Source organism: Acidovorax sp. IB03, assembly GCF_016406015.1.
GTDB lineage: Bacteria > Pseudomonadota > Gammaproteobacteria > Burkholderiales > Burkholderiaceae_C > Acidovorax > Acidovorax temperans.
This window is the reverse complement of the sequence record NZ_JAEFCH010000013.1, coordinates 1-16122: the sequence shown is the minus strand read 5'-3', so window position 1 is coordinate 16122 and position 16122 is coordinate 1. Positions and strand designations below refer to the sequence as shown.

The following is a 16122-nucleotide window of genomic DNA, read 5'->3' as shown; positions in this document are numbered from 1 at the left end:
AGCTGACACCCGAGAGCCCGACCAACGCCGCCCCCTCCAACGCCACCGTGAGGATGGCGTTGGGCGTCAGCTACAACGGGCAAGGCTACAACGGCTGGCAGAGCCAGTTATCTGGCAACACTGTTCAAGACAAGCTCGAAGCGGCCCTGGGCCGCTTTGCTACGCATGCACTGAGCACCCTGTGTGCGGGCCGCACCGACAGTGGGGTGCATGGGCTGATGCAGGTCGTGCACTTCGATACCCCCCTGCGCCGCCCCAATGCATCGTGGGTTCGGGGCACCAACACCTTTTTGCCACCCGACATTGCGGTGCAATGGGCACAGCAGGTGCCTGACAGCTTCCACGCACGCGCCAGTGCAACGGCCAGGCGCTACGCTTACGTGCTACTGCAGTCGCCCGTGCGCCCCAGTGTCGAGTCTGGTCGCGTGGGCTGGGTACACAACCCACTCGATGGGGAAGCAATGCGGCAGGCCGCCAGCATCTTGCTCGGTGAGCACGATTTCACATCGTTCAGGGCATCTGCCTGCCAGGCCAAGACGCCGGTCAAAACGATCAAACGCATAGAGATCACTGACAGCCGTGCAGTAGCGCCGCACCCCGAACTGGGCTGGAGCCCCTGCTATTGGCGTTTCGAGTTCGAAGCCAACGCCTTTTTGCACCACATGATCCGCAACATCATGGGCTGCCTGATCGCCGTCGGAAGTGGCAAGCAGCCAGTAAGCTGGATGCAGAGCGTGCTCAATGCGCGGTCGCGCGATGCGGCAGCACCCACCTTTTCCCCAGACGGGCTGTATTTTCTGGGCCCGGTCTACGATGCGCAGTGGAAGCTTCCTCAAAGCACCCCTCCCTTTGCCTGGCTGCCATGACCACCCACCACTCTGCTGAAACCGCCTCCACACCCCACCCGCATGGCTTCGCAACGAAACCCCGTGCCATGACCAGCGAGCGCACGCGAATCAAAATCTGCGGCCTGACCCGGGAACAGGATGTGGATGCCGCCGTGGCGGCGGGTGCCGACGCTGTGGGTTTCGTGCTGTATGCACCCAGCCCCCGCGCAGTCACCCCTGAGCGCGCTGCGCAATTGGCACGCAGACTCCCCCCATTCGTCACCCCCGTTCTGCTGTTCGCGAACGAAAGTGCTACCAATATTGCAGCTGCCAGCGCAATGGTGGCGGGCGCTATCGTGCAATTTCATGGTGATGAAACGCCGGCCGATTGCCTGCTGGCCACAGGCCACGGGTTGCGTCCATTTTTGCGGGCGGCACGCATACCCCTAGGCGATGGGGCTGAACGCTTCGACCTCGTAAAATACGCGCAGGATTTTTCACACGCCCAGGCCATCCTGCTCGACGCCCATGTCGACGGTTATGGTGGTGGCGGCAAGGCATTCAATTGGTCACTCCTTCCACCAAGCGTCAGCTCTCACCTCGTTTTGTCTGGTGGACTCACGCCTGCAAACGTGACCGATGGCATTTTGCAAGTCCGCCCGCGAGGCCTCTCGCTGGCGGTTGATGTCAGTTCTGGCGTTGAAGCCGATGGCCCTGATGGCAAACCCATCAAGGGCATCAAGGACGCCGAAAAAATCCAACGCTTCGTTGCCGCCGTGCGTGCGGCCGATGCCCAACTTGCAAAGAATCCCCATGAGCTCTTATCAGCAACCTGACGCCTCCGGGCACTTTGGCCCCTACGGTGGCAGCTTCGTCAGCGAAACCCTGACCCACGCCATCCAGGAACTGCGCGAAGCGTATGCGCGCTACCAGAACGACCCAGAGTTCCTGGCAGAATTTCAGTACGAACTCAAGCATTTCGTGGGCCGCCCCTCGCCCATCTACCACGCGGCACGCACCAGCCGTGAAATGGGCGGTGCGCAGATTTACCTCAAGCGCGAGGACCTGAACCACACCGGCGCGCACAAGATCAACAATGTGATCGGCCAGGCCATGCTGGCCAAGCGCATGGGCAAGCCCCGTGTGATTGCCGAAACCGGCGCAGGCCAGCACGGCGTGGCCACGGCCACCATCTGCGCGCGCTACGGCCTGGAATGTGTGGTGTACATGGGCGCCGAGGACGTGAAGCGCCAGAGCCCCAACGTGTACCGCATGAAGCTGCTGGGCGCCACCGTGGTGCCCGTAGAGTCTGGCAGCAAGACCCTGAAGGACGCCCTGAACGACGCCATGCGCGACTGGGTGGCCAATGTGGACAACACCTTCTACATCATCGGCACCGTGGCAGGCCCGCACCCGTACCCGATGATGGTGCGCGATTTCCAGAGCGTGATTGGCAAGGAATGCATTGATCAGATGCCCGCCATGCTGGCCGAACAGAAAGTGCTGGGCGAACAACCTGATGCCGTGATCGCCTGCGTCGGCGGCGGCAGCAATGCCATGGGCATTTTCCACCCCTACATTCCGTTCGAGAAAACCCGACTGATTGGTGTGGAGGCTGCGGGCGAGGGGCTGGACTCTGGCCGCCACTCCGCATCGCTGCAAAAAGGCAGCGCCGGCGTGCTGCACGGCAACCGCACCTTCATCCTGCAGGATGACAACGGCCAGATCACCGAAACCCACAGCATCAGCGCGGGTCTGGATTACCCCGGTGTGGGGCCAGAACATGCGTGGCTGCAGGAAATCGGCCGTGCCGAATACGTGGGCATCACCGACAAAGAGGCGCTGGACGCCTTCCACTACCTGTGCCGCACCGAGGGCATCATTCCCGCCCTTGAATCGAGCCATGCCGTGGCCTACGCCATGAAACTGGCCAAGACCATGCGCCCTGACCAATCCATCCTGGTCAATCTCTCCGGGCGCGGTGACAAAGATATTGGCACCGTGGCCGACCTCAGTGGTGCCGATTTCTACTGCCGCCCCAGCTGCCAGGGGCAGTCCGTCAAGGGCGGCGAGCAACCCGTCAAGGTGGTCAAATGAGCCGCATCGAAGCAACGTTTTCCGCCCTCAAGGCCCAAGGCCGCAAGGCGCTGATTCCCTATGTGACCGCAGGCTTTCCCTTCGCAGACATCACCCCGGCCCTCATGCACGGCATGGTGGAAGCGGGCGCTGACGTGATCGAACTGGGTGTGCCTTTTTCAGACCCCATGGCCGATGGCCCGGTGATCCAGAAGGCGGGCGAGAAGGCTTTGAGCCTGGGCGTTGGCATGGTGCAGGTGCTGGACCAGGTGCGCGAATTCCGCAAGCGCAACACCACCACCCCCGTGGTGCTGATGGGCTACGCCAACCCCGTGGAACGCTACGACCAGAAGCACGGTACGCCGGGCACGACCGGCAGCGCCTTTGTGCGCGACGCAGCCGCAGCCGGTGTGGATGGCGTGCTCATCGTGGACTACCCGCCCGAGGAATGCGAAGCCTTTGCCGCCGACCTGCGCGCCCACGGCATGGATCTGATCTTTTTGCTGGCCCCCACTTCTACCTCCGAACGCATGGCCCAGGTGGCGCGCGTGGCCAGTGGCTACGTGTACTACGTGTCGCTCAAGGGCGTCACAGGTTCGGGCGCGCTGGACACAGCGGCTGTCGAACAGATGCTGCCCCGCATTCGCCAGCACGTTCACATTCCGGTGGGCGTGGGTTTCGGCATCCGCGACGCAGCCACCGCCCAGGCGATTGGCAAGGTGGCTGATGCCGTAGTGATCGGCAGCCGCATCATCCAGCTGATTGAAGACCAGGAACACGCCAAGGTCGTCCCCATGACCATGGATTTCCTGCGCGGCGTGCGCAAGGCGCTCGACGCATAATAGAGGGCATCCCCCTGAGCGGCTTTGCCGCTTCCCCCTTCTCCTTGTGCTGCGCACAGGAAGGGGGACGCTCCCAGCGCGGCGGGGCGGCCCTTGCGCGGGAGCCCTGATTGATGGGCAGCGCTAGCGTTAAGGCCGCGCCGCCACAGGCTCATTCATACAGAGGAAACCATGTCCTGGCTCGAAAAACTCCTGCCCTCCAAGATCCAACAAACCGACCCCACCGAGCGCCGCCAGGTGCCCGAAGGGCTGTGGATCAAGTGCCCGAGCTGCGAAACCGTGCTCTACAAGGCCGACCTGGAGCAAAACCAGAACGTCTGCCCTAAGTGCAGCCACCACCACCGCATTGGCGCCCGCGCACGGCTGGACGCCTTTCTGGACGCCGAAGGCCGCTATGAAATCGGCCAGGAAGTACTGCCCGTGGACGCCCTCAAGTTCAAGGACAGCCGCAAGTACCCCGAGCGCCTGAAAGAAGCCCTGGAGAACACGGGCGAAACCGATGCCCTCATCGTCATGGGTGGTGCGGTCAAGAGCATCAATGTGGTCGCTGCGTGCTTCGAGTTCGACTTCATGGGCGGCTCGATGGGCTCTGTGGTGGGCGAGCGCTTTGTGCGCGGCGTCGAAACTGCCATCGAACAAAAGGTGCCCTTCATCTGCTTCACCGCCACCGGCGGTGCCCGCATGCAAGAAGGCCTGCTGTCGCTCATGCAGATGGCCAAGACCAACGCAGCGCTGACCCGCCTTGCCAAGAAGGGGCTGCCCTACATCAGCGTGCTGACCGACCCGACCATGGGCGGCGTGAGTGCTGGCTTTGCCTTCGTGGGCGACATCGTGATTGCCGAGCCCAAAGCCCTCATCGGCTTTGCCGGCCCCCGCGTGATCGAATCCACCGTGCGCGTGACCCTGCCTGAAGGCTTCCAGCGTGCTGAATTCCTGCAGACCAAGGGTGCTGTGGACTTCATCTGCGACCGCCGTGAACTGCGCAGCACCGTGGCCAGCAGCTTGGCCATGCTGCAGCGCCTGCCAGCCGACGCGGTGGTGTAAGGCCACGCTACTGCGGTGCGGGGCGATTTTGAGAGATCGCCCTACCGCAAACGCTATTAAATTCATAGCTGCTAGCGCTTATCCAGTAAGCGCTAGCAGCTATTTTTATTGATATTCAGGGAAAGGAGTCGCAAAGCGTCAACCAAGCGCCTTTGCGACCCAGCAACCGATGGCCATACATCGGTTGAAGCAGCAGGGCAGCGTGGCCCCTGCCCAGACTCAGCCCTGCAAGGCCCCCGTCAACACCGCTGCCTGCAAGTGGCCCAGCACGATCATGGCGATCTGCAGCAGCACCAGCAACACCAGGGGCGACAGGTCCAAACCGCCCACCAGCGGCACGAACCGCTGCACAGGCCTGAGCAGCGGCGCACACAACCGACCCATCACATCCGACATGGGAGAGCGCGTCTGCACCCAGGACAGGATCGCGTGCACGATCAGCAGGCCGATCAAGCCCGAAATCGCGACCCGCACCAGACCGAAGGCCGCCAGCAAAGGCACCACAGCGCCCGAGATGGCGCCGCCTGCAATGAGCCACAGCAGGCCATATTGCACCTGCTGCACCAGCAAGCCCCCCACCAGGCTGGAGATGTCCCACTGGCCTGTGGGCGGAATCAGCCGGCGCAGCGGCATGATGAACCAGTCGGTCAACGCAAACACCAGAGCCCCCACCGGGTTGGAAAAAGGCACACGCTGCCACTGCATGTACAGGCGCAACAGGCAAGCACCGGTCAACAGCCCACCAATGACATCGAGCAGCAAAGTAGCGATTTGATACAACATGGAAATCCACAAATGAAGGGGTGCCCCGGCGGAAAACCGGCTGCGCCGTGGGATGATAGCGGCCCAAGATTCAGCGCCAGACCGCCTGGGGGATTGGGCCATCGGCCCCACCCCATTCTGACCGCTGGGCAGCCCAGGGCCAGCAACCCAGCCAGGCCCGGCAGATCTTGACCAGGCGTTCCACCCCGGCCCATGACCCAGACCCTGACCCTTTCATCCCTGCCCTTGTTTCCCCTGGCGTCGGTGCTGTTCCCCGACGGGGTGCTGGCCTTGCGCGTGTTTGAGGTGCGTTACCTCGACATGGTGCGCAAATGCCATCAAACAGGCGCCCCATTTGGCGTGGTGTCGCTGACACAGGGCAGCGAAGTGCGCCGGGCTGGGGCGCCGGATGAGCAGTTTCACGACGTGGGTACGCTGGCGGTCATCGAGCAACTCGCAAGCCCCCAGCCTGGATTGATCACCCTGGTGTGCAAAGGCACTGAGCGGTTTCGGATCACCCAGCGCAACCACCTGGTTCATGGCCTGTGGATTGCCAGCGTGTCGCAACTGGACAGGGATTTGTCCATCCCCATCCCTGAAGACCTGAAGAAAACCGCCACAGCCCTGACCCAGGTCTTGCACACCCTGCATGCGCGCGATGCGCTGAACCCAGCAGCCAAGTTGCCCACGCCGGAACAACTGGACGACTGTGGCTGGGTGGCCAACCGCTGGTGTGAACTGCTGCCCGTGCCCATGGAGTTGAAACAGCGACTGATGGAACTGGACAACCCGCTGGTACGGCTGGAGCTGGTGGGCGATGTGCTGGAGCGCACGGGAATTGCACAGTGACCGCACGCAGGGCAACGGCCTTGCCCGCAGCCCCGGTGCCATGAAAGTGCTTCAGGTCATCACCAAAGGAGAGGTGGGAGGCGCCCAAAGCCACGTACTGACGCTGTGCCGCGAATTGCGCGACCGACAAGGCATTGAGGTGCAGGTGGCCATCGGCGGAGACGACGGCCTGCAGACCCCTCTGGCGTGCGCGCTGAACGCTGCGGGCATTCGGGTGCATTCCATTCCTTCACTGGGCAATGCTGCAGGCATCGCTGGCTTGGCGCAAGCCGTGCGGCGCCTGCAAGCCATCGTGCGAGAGCAGTCTCCAGACCTTGTGCACGCCCACAGCGCGATGGCGGGTGTGGCGGCACGACTGGCGGGAGCGCGAACCCGCAAGCCGGTGATTTACACCGTGCACGGATTTGCATTCAAGGCAGGAAACCCCTGGAAGCGGCGCGTGGCCGCTTTTGCCGTCGAATGGCTGCTCGCACCCCTGGCACGGCGCATGGTGTGTGTGTCAGAGCACGAGCGCAGGCTGGCACGCGCACTGCCACTTTCATCCGGGCGGGTGGTGGTCGTTCACAACGGTATTGAAGAGGCACCCGCATCCACGCACCTCGCCACCGAGCTGGCGGTCGCACCACCCCGCATCGCCATGGTGGCACGCATGGCCCCACCAAAGCGCCCTGACCTGCTACTGCAAGCACTCGCACGTTTGCGAGATGATTTGGGGTGTGAAGTGCCAGCCACGTTTTTTGGCGGAGGCCCTCAACTTGCCAGCCACCAGGCCATGGCCAGGCGGCTGGGACTGCAATCCGTTGTGTTCGCCGGAGATGTGGGCGATATTTCTGCACAGCTGATGAAGCACAGCATTTTTGTGCTGACCTCGGACCACGAGGGCTTACCCATTTCCGTGATTGAGGCGATGCGCGGTGGACTGGCCATCGTGGCCAGCGACCTTCCCGGCATGCGCGAGCTGTTGCCCGACGCCACCCAAGCCCGCCTGGTTCCCAATGACGCAACAGCATTGGCACTGGCCCTGCGACAACTGGTAGAGTCGCCCGCGCTACGCACCAGCCTTGGCCGTGCAGCAAGACAACGCTACGAGCAGCACTACACCGCAGAACGCATGGGCATGGAGGTGATGGCAACCTACCAGAGCGCCCTCACCCCTTCTCCAAGCCATCCATGAAGAGCACCTCTCACAGCCCCCTCGACTCCTCCACAGCACACCGCCAGAGTGCCGTGCTGGGCTGGGCCTTGAAAGGCATCTTGGTGCTGCTATTGAGCTACGCCATCGGGTGGATGCTGGAGCAATGCCAGTGGGCAACGTACCAGTTCCCTCAGACGGTCTTGTGGTGCAGCGTGCCTTACGCCATCACCGCTTACTGGCTGTACAACGGAGCGTACCTGCCCCAGTTCGAAGAACGGCGCTTTCTTCTGGTGGCCACGGCGGCACCGTACCTGGCGGCCCCGCTGGGGTTTGCACTGCTGCAACAACCCTATTCGCGCGGCGCTGTGCTGCTGGTCTACCTGCTGTCTGCCGCCTGGTTTACTTTGGGGCACTGGCGAGAGCGAGGGCGCTATGCGCTGTCACTCGCCTATCTGGATTCCTCTGTACCCATGCGGCTGAAAGAACTGCTGGGGGATGCCTCGGAATTCAGCCAGCAAGACATCCAGCTGCGGCCCTTGGCCATTCCAGCCGCATCGGATGCAGCCCCCAAAGTCACGGATGACCCATCGGCCCTGGCTGGCGTGGTCATCGACCCGCAAGCGCCCACCGACGCGGTTCGCGAACGCTTGATCAGCGACTTGCGCCTGCAGCATGTGAGGCTCTACAGCGTGGAAGCCGTGGCAGAACTGATCAGCGGCCGAAAAATGTTGTCCAACCTGCAAGCCCAGGACTTATGGGCGCTGGACGGCAATCCAGCATACGACACCGTCAAGCGCCTGACCGACATTGGCTTGACGCTGGCTGCGTTGCCCCTGTGGCTTCCGCTATGTTTGGCAGCTGGCCTGGCCGTGAAGCTGAACACGCCAGGGCCGATGCTGTTTTCCCAAATTCGCATCGGTCGCAACGGCCGCGAGTTCCGCATCTGGAAACTGCGCAGCATGCGGCACGAAGAAGCCACCACTGCGCGATTCGCCCAACCCAACGATGACCGGGTGACTTCCGTGGGCAAAATCATCCGCAGAACCCGCCTGGACGAACTGCCTCAACTCTGGAATGTGCTCAAGGGCGACATGAGCCTGATTGGCCCCCGACCGGAACAGGCCGAGTTTGTTCGGGTGTTCGCCCATCGGATTCCCGCCTACCCTTACCGTCATCTGGTGCGCCCAGGCCTGACGGGTTGGGCACAGGTGCAGCAGGGTTACGCGGAAGGAGAGGAGCAGACGGCAGTGAAACTGAGCTACGACCTGTACTACGTGGCCCACTATTCGCTGGCGTTGGATCTGCTGATCGCCTACAAGACCGCACGTATCCTGTTCACCGGATTTGGTGCACGGTGACGCACTCGCCCTTCCATCCCGCCCTGTGGCCCATGGTGTGATCTTTTCGATGTTGCCTCCCCACACGCACCGCCGCATTCTGCTGCTGAAGGAAAATCTCGAAACGGGAGGAGTACACACCGTTTCCGATGCGCTCGCGCACGCGCTGGAAGCGGCAGGACACCGCTGTGACACCCAGGTGATTCGCGCCACACCTCTGTCCCGCCTGTGGAAAGCTGCCAGCCAGGCTGATGTGATCATTGCCACGCACAACTTCCTGCCAGCCTATGTCGCCTGGCTTCTGGGCCAATGGCACCGAAAACCGGTGATCACCTGGTTTCATGGCCCGCTGCTGGAGGTCCTGGACACAGCCCATGCTTCCGCCGCCAAACGCCGCTGGTTACGCTGGCTGTATCGGCGGCTGCCTTGGCTGGTGTTTGTTTCAAACCATGGGCGCGACTCCTTCATGGAATTCATGGGAGGCGACGCGTCAGCACACCAGTGTCTGCAGGTCATTCCCAACCCGCACCCTGCCTGGCCCGCAGCGCGCCCCGCGCCCCCACCGGCTGCGCCGCACACGGTGCGATGTGGCTATGTGGGTCGCCTGTCACCAGAAAAGCGCCCCGAGCTGCTGATCGACACGTTGACCCAGTTGCCGCAGCACTACGCGTTGCAGATCACTGGGGAGGGCCCCTTAGCAAGGGCTCTGCAACATGAATCTGCGGTTCGAGCCCCCGGACGGATTCAATGGCAAGGCTTCCAGCCCGCAACACCGGCGCTGTACCAAGCCCACCATGTGACGCTGCTGACGTCTGCGTATGAAGGCTGCCCCATGGCCGTACTGGAATCGCTGGCGGCCGGCGTGCCCTGCGTTGGTGTGCCGATCCCTGCACTGCGCGAAATGCTGGGCAGCCACATGCCCTACGCCTTGGCGGAAGACCACAGCGGTAGCGCACTGGCCCAGGCAGTGCTTCGCGTGACGTCCACACCGGCCGAACTTCTCCAGCGGGATATGACTCAGGTGCTTGCGCAATACACGCCCCAGCGGTTTGCCAGCGCTTGGGCTCACCTCATTGAACAGGTGACTGCCTGATGCAAGTGCATTTCATCCATCCCGGTCACTCCTACCTTCCGGAGCTGGAAGCCTACACCGCCCACTTGCGGCCGTGGGGGCATGAGGCCCGCACGCACCAAAATGCCAGCACGGTGCCCGCAGATGCGCGTGTCGTTTGGTGGATGTGCGGCCGGGTGCGCGCAACGGACCACCAGCGCTTTGCCCAGGCCTTTCAGGTGCATGAATATGCCTCAGCCTCCGTGCCCCCTTGCGCCTGGGCCAAGGACCAGATCAAGCGCTGGACCCAGCCCAAGCCCGATTACCGACTCTTCCAGAACGAGTGGGTTCGACAGCGCCTGGGATTTGCCGACGATGTCCCGTGGGAATTCAGAGAGATGGGCGTCTCATCCACTTTTCTGACACCGCCCGCCATCCAGGGTGCAGCAGAATTTGACATGGTGTACCTGGGCGACATGGCGCGGCTGCGGCACTTTCTCCCCGTCTTTGAAGGGCTGGAGCAGGCAGGCATGCGCACCCTGCTGATCGGCAGCATGCCCGCCCTATTGCAGCGCCAGTTTCAAGCCTTCAAGCACATCGCCGTGACGGGCAAGGTGCCACACCATGAGGTGCCCACCCATTTGCGACGGGCGCGCTGTGCGCTCAACCTGGTGCCCAATCAGATTCCTTACAGTGAGCAGACCTCGACCAAGCTGCTCGAATACTGCGCCATTGGTCTGCCGGTGATCAGCACGAACTACCGCTGGGTGCGCAAGTTTGCAGCGTCAAACAAGGCAGCTATCGCGTATTTGCCAGCCCAGGCCAGCGCTAGCGCCTATGCAGATTTTTTTCGAGAAACGAGAGACATGGCGAGTGCGCCATCCCCAGACATGGGAGGCTGGGCCTGGGCCCGCACCCTGGGGCGACTGAACATCTGGAAAGCCGCAGGACTGGCCCCGTGAAGCAGCCATACCGCTTTGCATCCACCTCGGTCATCATGGCTTTGGGCAGCATGGTGTCGCTGGCAGCCCAGGCCCTGGTGGGCGTGGCCATGCTGCATTTTTTTACCCCCCAGGCTGCCGGTGGTTTTGCCATCACGGCGCAGGTGGCATTTTTCTGGGTGTCCCTGTCGCTCGCGCAAGGGCCTTTGCAGTTCCTTGCAGACGCCCATCATCCGCCCCGTGCGGCGCTGCAGGCTGTTTTGCGCTCCAGCCTTTGGCGCTGGTTGGGGCTTGCACCGCTGGTAGCGCTGGCCGTATGGTGGTCTGCCATCGCGGCCCCATTCGCTGTGATGGGCTGGGCCGCCTTGCTGGCTCTGTTGCAACTCGCCTGGTATCTGGCCCAGCCCTGGACGTTGAGGACGGCATCGCCCCTGTCGGCTGCGCTGGTTCGCGCGGCTCCCCCCGTGGTGGCGCTGCTGTTGACCGTGACCGTGGCACGGGCTTGGCCTGAGCAAAGCGCGCACGGTCTTTTATTGGCTGCCGCCTGCGGCTACGCGGTGGGTGCACTGTGGCTGCGGTCAGCACGCCTTGAGGGCCACACCACCCAGCCCCCACAGCAGCATGCCCCAGAGCCCCCCGCCGCCACGGCGCAGGCAGACCGCCGCAGCACCAGCCTGCGCCTGGCCCACACCGCGATAGACGCCATCGCAGGTACGGCATTGCTTTTGGTATGGCAACGCTTGCACGGGCTGGCCGATGCCAGTTATCTGGCCATGCTGCTGCGATTGTTGGGGTTTATTCCCGCCGTCGTTCACACCGCCTGGGCGCAGGTGCTGCTTGCCCGGGTGGAAACCGCTCAGTGGCGATCACTGGCGGTGGGCCTGGGCGCCGCCGCTGCGGCAGCTTTGGCAGGATGGGTGGGCTTTTTGGTGCTGGACGCCACTTCGCTTGCCACCGCGTGGCAGGGCATGCGCCCCTACCTCCTGCCTCTGGTGCTGTGGCAAGGAAGTGCCTGTATTTCCGCTGCACTCAGCCACCGGCCATTCCAGCACGCCCAAGAGCGCCAGTACTCGTGGCTGGCCATGGCGCTGCAGGCTTTGCAACTGGTGGTGTTGGTGGCGCCGTTGTGGGCGCCTCAGGGATGGAGCGCGGAAGTCCACCTTTGGTGGCTGGCGGGCACCTCCGCCATCGGCTTGCTGGTGCTGTCCGCCTGGATGCTGGCGCTGCCACGGCGCTAAGCCGCTTTTCGTGGGCTCAATCCACTCATTTTGGGTCTGAAAGCGCTGGGTACGCACCTTTTCTGGCGCTCAAAGGGCCATGAAACCGGCGCCGCGCTGCGTTAAACCTAAAATAGAAGGTTTCCCCCCACCAACCCTGGTCCCGCTCTATGTCTGACGCAGTCAACGCCGCCGCAGCCCCTTTGTCCCCCCAGGACGACAACCAACTCATCGCCGAACGCCGGGAAAAACTCCGCGCTCTGCGTGAAGCCCAGGCCCAGGGTGGAGGCGTGGCGTTTCCCAACAACTTCAAGCCAGCCCACAAGGCCGCCGACCTGCACACCGCCCACGGCCATGTGGAAGCCAGCGTGCTGGAAACCCACCACGTCAGCGTGAGTGTGGCAGGCCGCATGATGCTCAAGCGCGTGATGGGCAAGGCCAGCTTTGCGACCGTGCAGGACGGCTCGCTGGGTGAAACGGGTGGCCGCATCCAGCTCTACATCACGCGCGACGCGGTGGGCGAAGAGTTGTACGCTGCCTTCAAGCACTGGGATCTGGGCGACATCGTGGGCGCTGAAGGCACGCTGATGAAAACCAAGACCGGCGAGCTGTCGATCAAGGTCACTGCACTGCGCCTGCTCACCAAGAGCCTGCGCCCCATGCCAGACAAGTTCCACGGCATTCACGACCAGGAAGTGAAGTACCGCCAGCGCTATGTGGACCTGATGACCGACGAAGCCGCCCGCAAGCGCTTCGCCGCACGCAGCAAGGCCGTGAGCGGCATTCGCGAATTCATGGTGCACCACGGCTTCCTGGAAGTGGAAACGCCCATGCTGCACCCTATTCCTGGCGGTGCCAACGCACGGCCTTTCATCACCCACCACAACGCGCTGGAGCAGGAAATGTTCTTGCGCATCGCGCCCGAGCTGTACCTCAAGCGCCTGCTGGTGGGCGGCTTCGAGCGGGTGTTTGAGATCAACCGCAACTTCCGCAACGAAGGCATCTCGGTGCGCCACAACCCCGAGTTCACGATGATGGAGTTCTATGCAGCGTACTGGAACTACCAGGACCTGATGACCTTCACCGAAGCCCTCGTCCGCGACGCCGCGATGAAGGCCGTGGGCACCCTGCAACTGACTTACCAGGGCCGCGAGGTGGACCTGAGCCAGCCCTTTGCCCGCCTGACCATTCGCGAAGCCATCTTCCAGTACACCGAAGCCGGTGCCCATGTGGACGATGCCGAGTGGCTGATCAGCGCCCTCAAGAAGCTGGGCATGTCGGAAGCCAAGAACAAGCTCTCTACCCGCAGCCTCGCTGGCCTGCAGGTGCTGTACTTTGAAGAGACGGTGGAAGACAAGCTGTGGCAGCCCACCTTCATCATGGAGCACCCCACCGAAATCAGCCCGCTGGCGCGCGCCAACGACGCTCGCCCCGAAGTGACCGAGCGCTTTGAGCTGTACATCACCGGCCGCGAGTTCGGCAACGGCTTCAGCGAATTGAACGACGCCGAAGACCAGGCCGCACGCTTCCACGCCCAGGTGGCCGCCAAGGACGGTGGCGACGACGAAGCCATGTACTACGACCACGACTTCGTGCGTGCGTTGGAATACGGCATGCCCCCTGCCGGCGGCTGCGGTATCGGTATCGACCGCTTCATGATGCTGCTGACCGACAGTCCCAGCATCCGCGACGTGATCCTGTTCCCGGCGCTGCGCCGCGAAGGCTGACCGACTGCCCACGCAATCCATGGCGATTCCCAAACACCGCCTGCCGGAGTGGGTGCAGGACTGGCTGGACGTGATCGTGCCCGGCAGCCAGATTCTGGGCATCTTGCTGGTCGCGTACCTGCTGCAGCGCCTGCTGCGGCGCCTGGTGCGCAAGGCGGCCGTGCGCTACCAGTTGCCAGGGCAACTGGTGGTGCCCATCAACGGGCTCATCCGCTGGACCATCATGGCCAGCGCACTGCTGTTGTCGCTGGAACGGCTGGGCGTTTCTGCCGCTGTGCTGTGGACGGCATTCACCGGGTTCGCCACGGTGGGCGCCGTGGCGTTTTTCGCGGCATGGAGCGTGCTGTCCAACTTGTTCTGCGCTCTGCTCATCTTCACCGCGCGACCGTTCCGCATTGGTGACCATGTGGAGATTCTGGACACAGCCGAAAAGCCGGGCGCCAAAGGCCGCGTGGTGGACGTGAACCTGCTCTACACCACACTGGAAGAGTTCAACACCCCGCCCGGCAGTGCGTGGATACAGATCCCGAACGCGCTGATTTTCCAGCGCGTGCTGCGGCGCTGGAGCGGGGAGCCCCCTGCCCCATCGGCAGTCACCGCCGCCGAGCCAGAAGCCCAGTCAGTGGCTCCCAAAGCCACGGTTTCGCCCGTGCCTTGACCCTCTCGGGTCTACACGGCGCGAGACTCCCCCATCAGGGCAAAAGATCGAGCGCCTGCATGTAGGCAGGCTGCAGCATCAATTCATCCCAGGGCTGGGGCAGTGTTTCGGGCAGCAGCGCCAGGCGGCGCGATTCGCTGTCCACGTTCGGGTGCCAGCGGCCTTTTGCCTGCGCGGCGGCCAGCCCGTCGATCAGCTCATCCACCGCTTTGCCTTCACCCAGGCTCTGGTTGCACAGCAATACCAGGTCGCAACCTGCCGCCAGCGCGGCCAGCGCGGCGTCGGTGTAGCTCACCACCTGGCCGTCAATGCGCCGTGCGCCTTCCATGCTCAGGTCGTCGCTGAAGATCGCGCCGTCAAAGCGCATCTGGCGGCGCAGGATGTCTTGCAGCCAGCGCTGCGAAAAGCCTGCTGGGCGGCTGTCTACCTTGGGGTAGATGACGTGGGCGGGCATCACGCTGGTGAGCGTGGTGCTGAGCCAGGGGTATGGCGCCGCGTCGTCGGCCAGGATGGCTTTGAGGCTGCGCTTGTCCACCGGCACTTCGGTGTGCGAATCGGCCTTGACGAAACCGTGGCCCGGAAAGTGTTTGCCGCAGTTGGCCATGCCCGCCTGCAGCAGGCCGTGCATCAGGCTCTTGGCCAGCAGGGCCACCACGCGCGGGTCACGGTGGAAGGCACGGTCGCCAATCACGCCGCTTTCGCCCCAATCCAAATCAAGCACCGGCGTGAAGCTGAAATCCACCCCACACGCACGCAACTCGGTGCCCAGCACATAGCCCGCTGCGGTGGCCGCATTGGTGGCCCGCAGTGCACCGCTGCCGGGCACGGCTTTAGCCCCCTTGCCGTCATCCATCCACATCTCGCCCAGCGCGCGCATGGGCGGCAGGTGGGTGAAGCCATCGGTGCGAAAACGCTGCACGCGGCCGCCTTCGTGGTCCACGCAGATCAGCAGGTCGTCACGCACCGCCTTGATGCTGCTGGTGAGCTGCAGCAACTGGGCGCGGTCCACCCAGTTGCGGGCAAACAGGATGATGCCGCCCACCAGTGGGTGGACCAGGCGGCGGCGGTCGGTGGCGGTGAGTTCGGTGCCAGCGATGTCGATGATGAGGGGGGCGTGTTCGGTCATGGAAGATCGGAGGGGATAAATTGCTATCAAATCAAGAGCTGCTTGCGCTTATGGGGTAAGCGCTGGAGGCTGATTTGCCTCCAAACGCTCCACCACGCAGAAGCTGGCGGCGTAGTCGGTCTCGTCGGTCACGCTCAGGTGGGCGCGCAGGCTGCGTTCTTCAAACCAGGCTTTCAGGGCCCCGTGCAGCACGATGACGGGCTGGCCACTGGGCAGCTTGGCTACCTCACAGTGCCGCCAGGTCATGGGCATGCGCATGCCCAGCCCTACGGCCTTGCTGAAGGCCTCTTTGGCAGAGAAGCGAGTGGCCAGGTAGCGCAGGCCGCGGTCGGGCCAGCGCTCGGTGCGCTCGCGCCACACGGCCAGTTCGCCCTTCGCCAGCACCTTTTCGGCAAAGCGGTCGCCGTGGCGCTCCAGGCTTTCGCGGATGCGGCGCACATCGCAGATGTCGGTGCCAATGCCGTAGATCATGGTTTTGAGTGAAATAGGGCTCTTCTAGCGAATAGTAGTGATGGAAATCGCCGCACGTC

Annotated in this window: 16 protein-coding genes; 13 read left to right on the top strand and 3 right to left on the bottom strand. The window is 63.3% G+C overall.

Annotation, left to right across the window (positions count from 1 at the left end; all coding sequences use genetic code 11):
- The first annotated feature begins 47 nt into the window (after positions 1 to 47).
- The 5 genes from truA to accD all read left to right on the top strand — a co-directional run bounded on the left by truA (position 48) and on the right by accD (position 4789).
- On the top strand, positions 48 to 866 hold the full coding sequence (gene truA, locus IHV84_RS09475) for a tRNA pseudouridine(38-40) synthase TruA (protein ID WP_198846729.1): 819 nt from the start codon (positions 48 to 50) through the stop codon (positions 864 to 866).
- Positions 867 to 934: 68 nt separating this feature from the next.
- On the top strand, positions 935 to 1663 hold the full coding sequence (locus tag IHV84_RS09470; RefSeq protein WP_198846728.1) for a phosphoribosylanthranilate isomerase: 729 nt from the start codon (positions 935 to 937) through the stop codon (positions 1661 to 1663).
- Positions 1641 to 2924 (top strand): tryptophan synthase subunit beta, encoded by a 1284-nt coding sequence (gene trpB, locus IHV84_RS09465; RefSeq protein WP_198846682.1) that lies wholly within the window; start codon positions 1641 to 1643, stop codon positions 2922 to 2924. Before IHV84_RS09470 ends, trpB begins: the two co-directional genes overlap by 23 nt.
- A complete protein-coding gene (gene trpA, locus IHV84_RS09460; protein WP_198846681.1) occupies positions 2921 to 3745 on the top strand; it encodes a tryptophan synthase subunit alpha in 825 nt (274 codons plus the stop codon). Before trpB ends, trpA begins: the two co-directional genes overlap by 4 nt.
- A 171-nt stretch (positions 3746 to 3916) precedes the next feature.
- The gene (accD, locus tag IHV84_RS09455) at positions 3917 to 4789 is read left to right on the top strand and encodes an acetyl-CoA carboxylase, carboxyltransferase subunit beta (RefSeq protein WP_044397915.1); all 873 of its coding nucleotides are present in this window, start codon (positions 3917 to 3919) and stop codon (positions 4787 to 4789) included.
- Between the two features lie 219 nt (positions 4790 to 5008).
- Here the strand turns inward: accD and IHV84_RS09450 are convergent, their stop codons facing one another.
- Positions 5009 to 5572 (bottom strand): YggT family protein, encoded by a 564-nt coding sequence (locus IHV84_RS09450; RefSeq protein ID WP_198846680.1) that lies wholly within the window; start codon positions 5570 to 5572, stop codon positions 5009 to 5011.
- Between the two features lie 192 nt (positions 5573 to 5764).
- Between IHV84_RS09450 and IHV84_RS09445 the strand changes: the two genes are divergently transcribed.
- The 8 genes from IHV84_RS09445 (at position 5765) to IHV84_RS09410 (ending at position 14466) form a co-directional block, all read left to right on the top strand.
- Entirely contained in the window at positions 5765 to 6400 is a 636-nt protein-coding gene (locus tag IHV84_RS09445) for an LON peptidase substrate-binding domain-containing protein (protein WP_142083617.1), read from the top strand.
- Positions 6401 to 6440: 40 nt separating this feature from the next.
- A complete protein-coding gene (locus IHV84_RS09440; protein WP_198846679.1) occupies positions 6441 to 7574 on the top strand; it encodes a glycosyltransferase in 1134 nt (377 codons plus the stop codon).
- Positions 7571 to 8893 carry a sugar transferase gene (locus tag IHV84_RS09435; RefSeq protein WP_198846678.1) on the top strand — a complete coding sequence of 441 codons (1323 nt, stop codon included), beginning with the start codon at positions 7571 to 7573 and terminating at the stop codon, positions 8891 to 8893. The genes IHV84_RS09440 and IHV84_RS09435 overlap by 4 nt, the downstream gene beginning before the upstream one ends.
- Before the next feature lie 49 nt (positions 8894 to 8942).
- Positions 8943 to 9965, top strand: a complete 1023-nt coding sequence (locus IHV84_RS09430) for a glycosyltransferase family 4 protein (protein ID WP_198846677.1) — start codon at positions 8943 to 8945, stop codon at positions 9963 to 9965.
- Positions 9965 to 10885, top strand: a complete 921-nt coding sequence (locus IHV84_RS09425) for a glycosyltransferase (protein WP_198846676.1) — start codon at positions 9965 to 9967, stop codon at positions 10883 to 10885. The genes IHV84_RS09430 and IHV84_RS09425 overlap by 1 nt, the downstream gene beginning before the upstream one ends.
- A complete protein-coding gene (locus IHV84_RS09420; RefSeq protein WP_370541237.1) occupies positions 10882 to 12102 on the top strand; it encodes a hypothetical protein in 1221 nt (406 codons plus the stop codon). The genes IHV84_RS09425 and IHV84_RS09420 overlap by 4 nt, the downstream gene beginning before the upstream one ends.
- A gap of 149 nt (positions 12103 to 12251) precedes the next feature.
- A complete protein-coding gene (gene lysS, locus IHV84_RS09415; RefSeq protein ID WP_044397905.1) occupies positions 12252 to 13808 on the top strand; it encodes a lysine--tRNA ligase in 1557 nt (518 codons plus the stop codon).
- Between the two features lie 19 nt (positions 13809 to 13827).
- Positions 13828 to 14466, top strand: coding sequence for a mechanosensitive ion channel family protein (locus IHV84_RS09410; protein ID WP_198846675.1), 639 nt, complete (start codon positions 13828 to 13830; stop codon positions 14464 to 14466).
- Positions 14467 to 14500: 34 nt separating this feature from the next.
- Here IHV84_RS09410 and nagZ read toward each other — a convergent pair whose 3' ends face one another.
- On the bottom strand, positions 14501 to 15592 hold the full coding sequence (gene nagZ, locus IHV84_RS09405; RefSeq protein WP_198846674.1) for a beta-N-acetylhexosaminidase: 1092 nt from the start codon (positions 15590 to 15592) through the stop codon (positions 14501 to 14503).
- A gap of 48 nt (positions 15593 to 15640) precedes the next feature.
- Entirely contained in the window at positions 15641 to 16063 is a 423-nt protein-coding gene (gene acpS, locus IHV84_RS09400) for a holo-ACP synthase (RefSeq protein WP_066696443.1), read from the bottom strand.
- Between the last annotated feature and the right edge of the window lie 59 nt (positions 16064 to 16122).

Coding starts and splice junctions, on each gene's coding strand:
- IHV84_RS09470 (WP_198846728.1), top strand. CDS start 935: ATGACCAGCGAGCGCACGCGAATCAAAATCTGCGGCCTGACCCGGGAA.
- trpB (WP_198846682.1), top strand. CDS start 1,641: ATGAGCTCTTATCAGCAACCTGACGCCTCCGGGCACTTTGGCCCCTAC.
- trpA (WP_198846681.1), top strand. CDS start 2,921: ATGAGCCGCATCGAAGCAACGTTTTCCGCCCTCAAGGCCCAAGGCCGC.
- accD (WP_044397915.1), top strand. CDS start 3,917: ATGTCCTGGCTCGAAAAACTCCTGCCCTCCAAGATCCAACAAACCGAC.
- IHV84_RS09450 (WP_198846680.1), bottom strand. CDS start 5,572: ATGTTGTATCAAATCGCTACTTTGCTGCTCGATGTCATTGGTGGGCTG.
- IHV84_RS09445 (WP_142083617.1), top strand. CDS start 5,765: ATGACCCAGACCCTGACCCTTTCATCCCTGCCCTTGTTTCCCCTGGCG.
- IHV84_RS09440 (WP_198846679.1), top strand. CDS start 6,441: ATGAAAGTGCTTCAGGTCATCACCAAAGGAGAGGTGGGAGGCGCCCAA.
- IHV84_RS09435 (WP_198846678.1), top strand. CDS start 7,571: ATGAAGAGCACCTCTCACAGCCCCCTCGACTCCTCCACAGCACACCGC.
- IHV84_RS09430 (WP_198846677.1), top strand. CDS start 8,943: ATGTTGCCTCCCCACACGCACCGCCGCATTCTGCTGCTGAAGGAAAAT.
- IHV84_RS09425 (WP_198846676.1), top strand. CDS start 9,965: ATGCAAGTGCATTTCATCCATCCCGGTCACTCCTACCTTCCGGAGCTG.
- lysS (WP_044397905.1), top strand. CDS start 12,252: ATGTCTGACGCAGTCAACGCCGCCGCAGCCCCTTTGTCCCCCCAGGAC.
- IHV84_RS09410 (WP_198846675.1), top strand. CDS start 13,828: ATGGCGATTCCCAAACACCGCCTGCCGGAGTGGGTGCAGGACTGGCTG.
- nagZ (WP_198846674.1), bottom strand. CDS start 15,592: ATGACCGAACACGCCCCCCTCATCATCGACATCGCTGGCACCGAACTC.
- acpS (WP_066696443.1), bottom strand. CDS start 16,063: ATGATCTACGGCATTGGCACCGACATCTGCGATGTGCGCCGCATCCGC.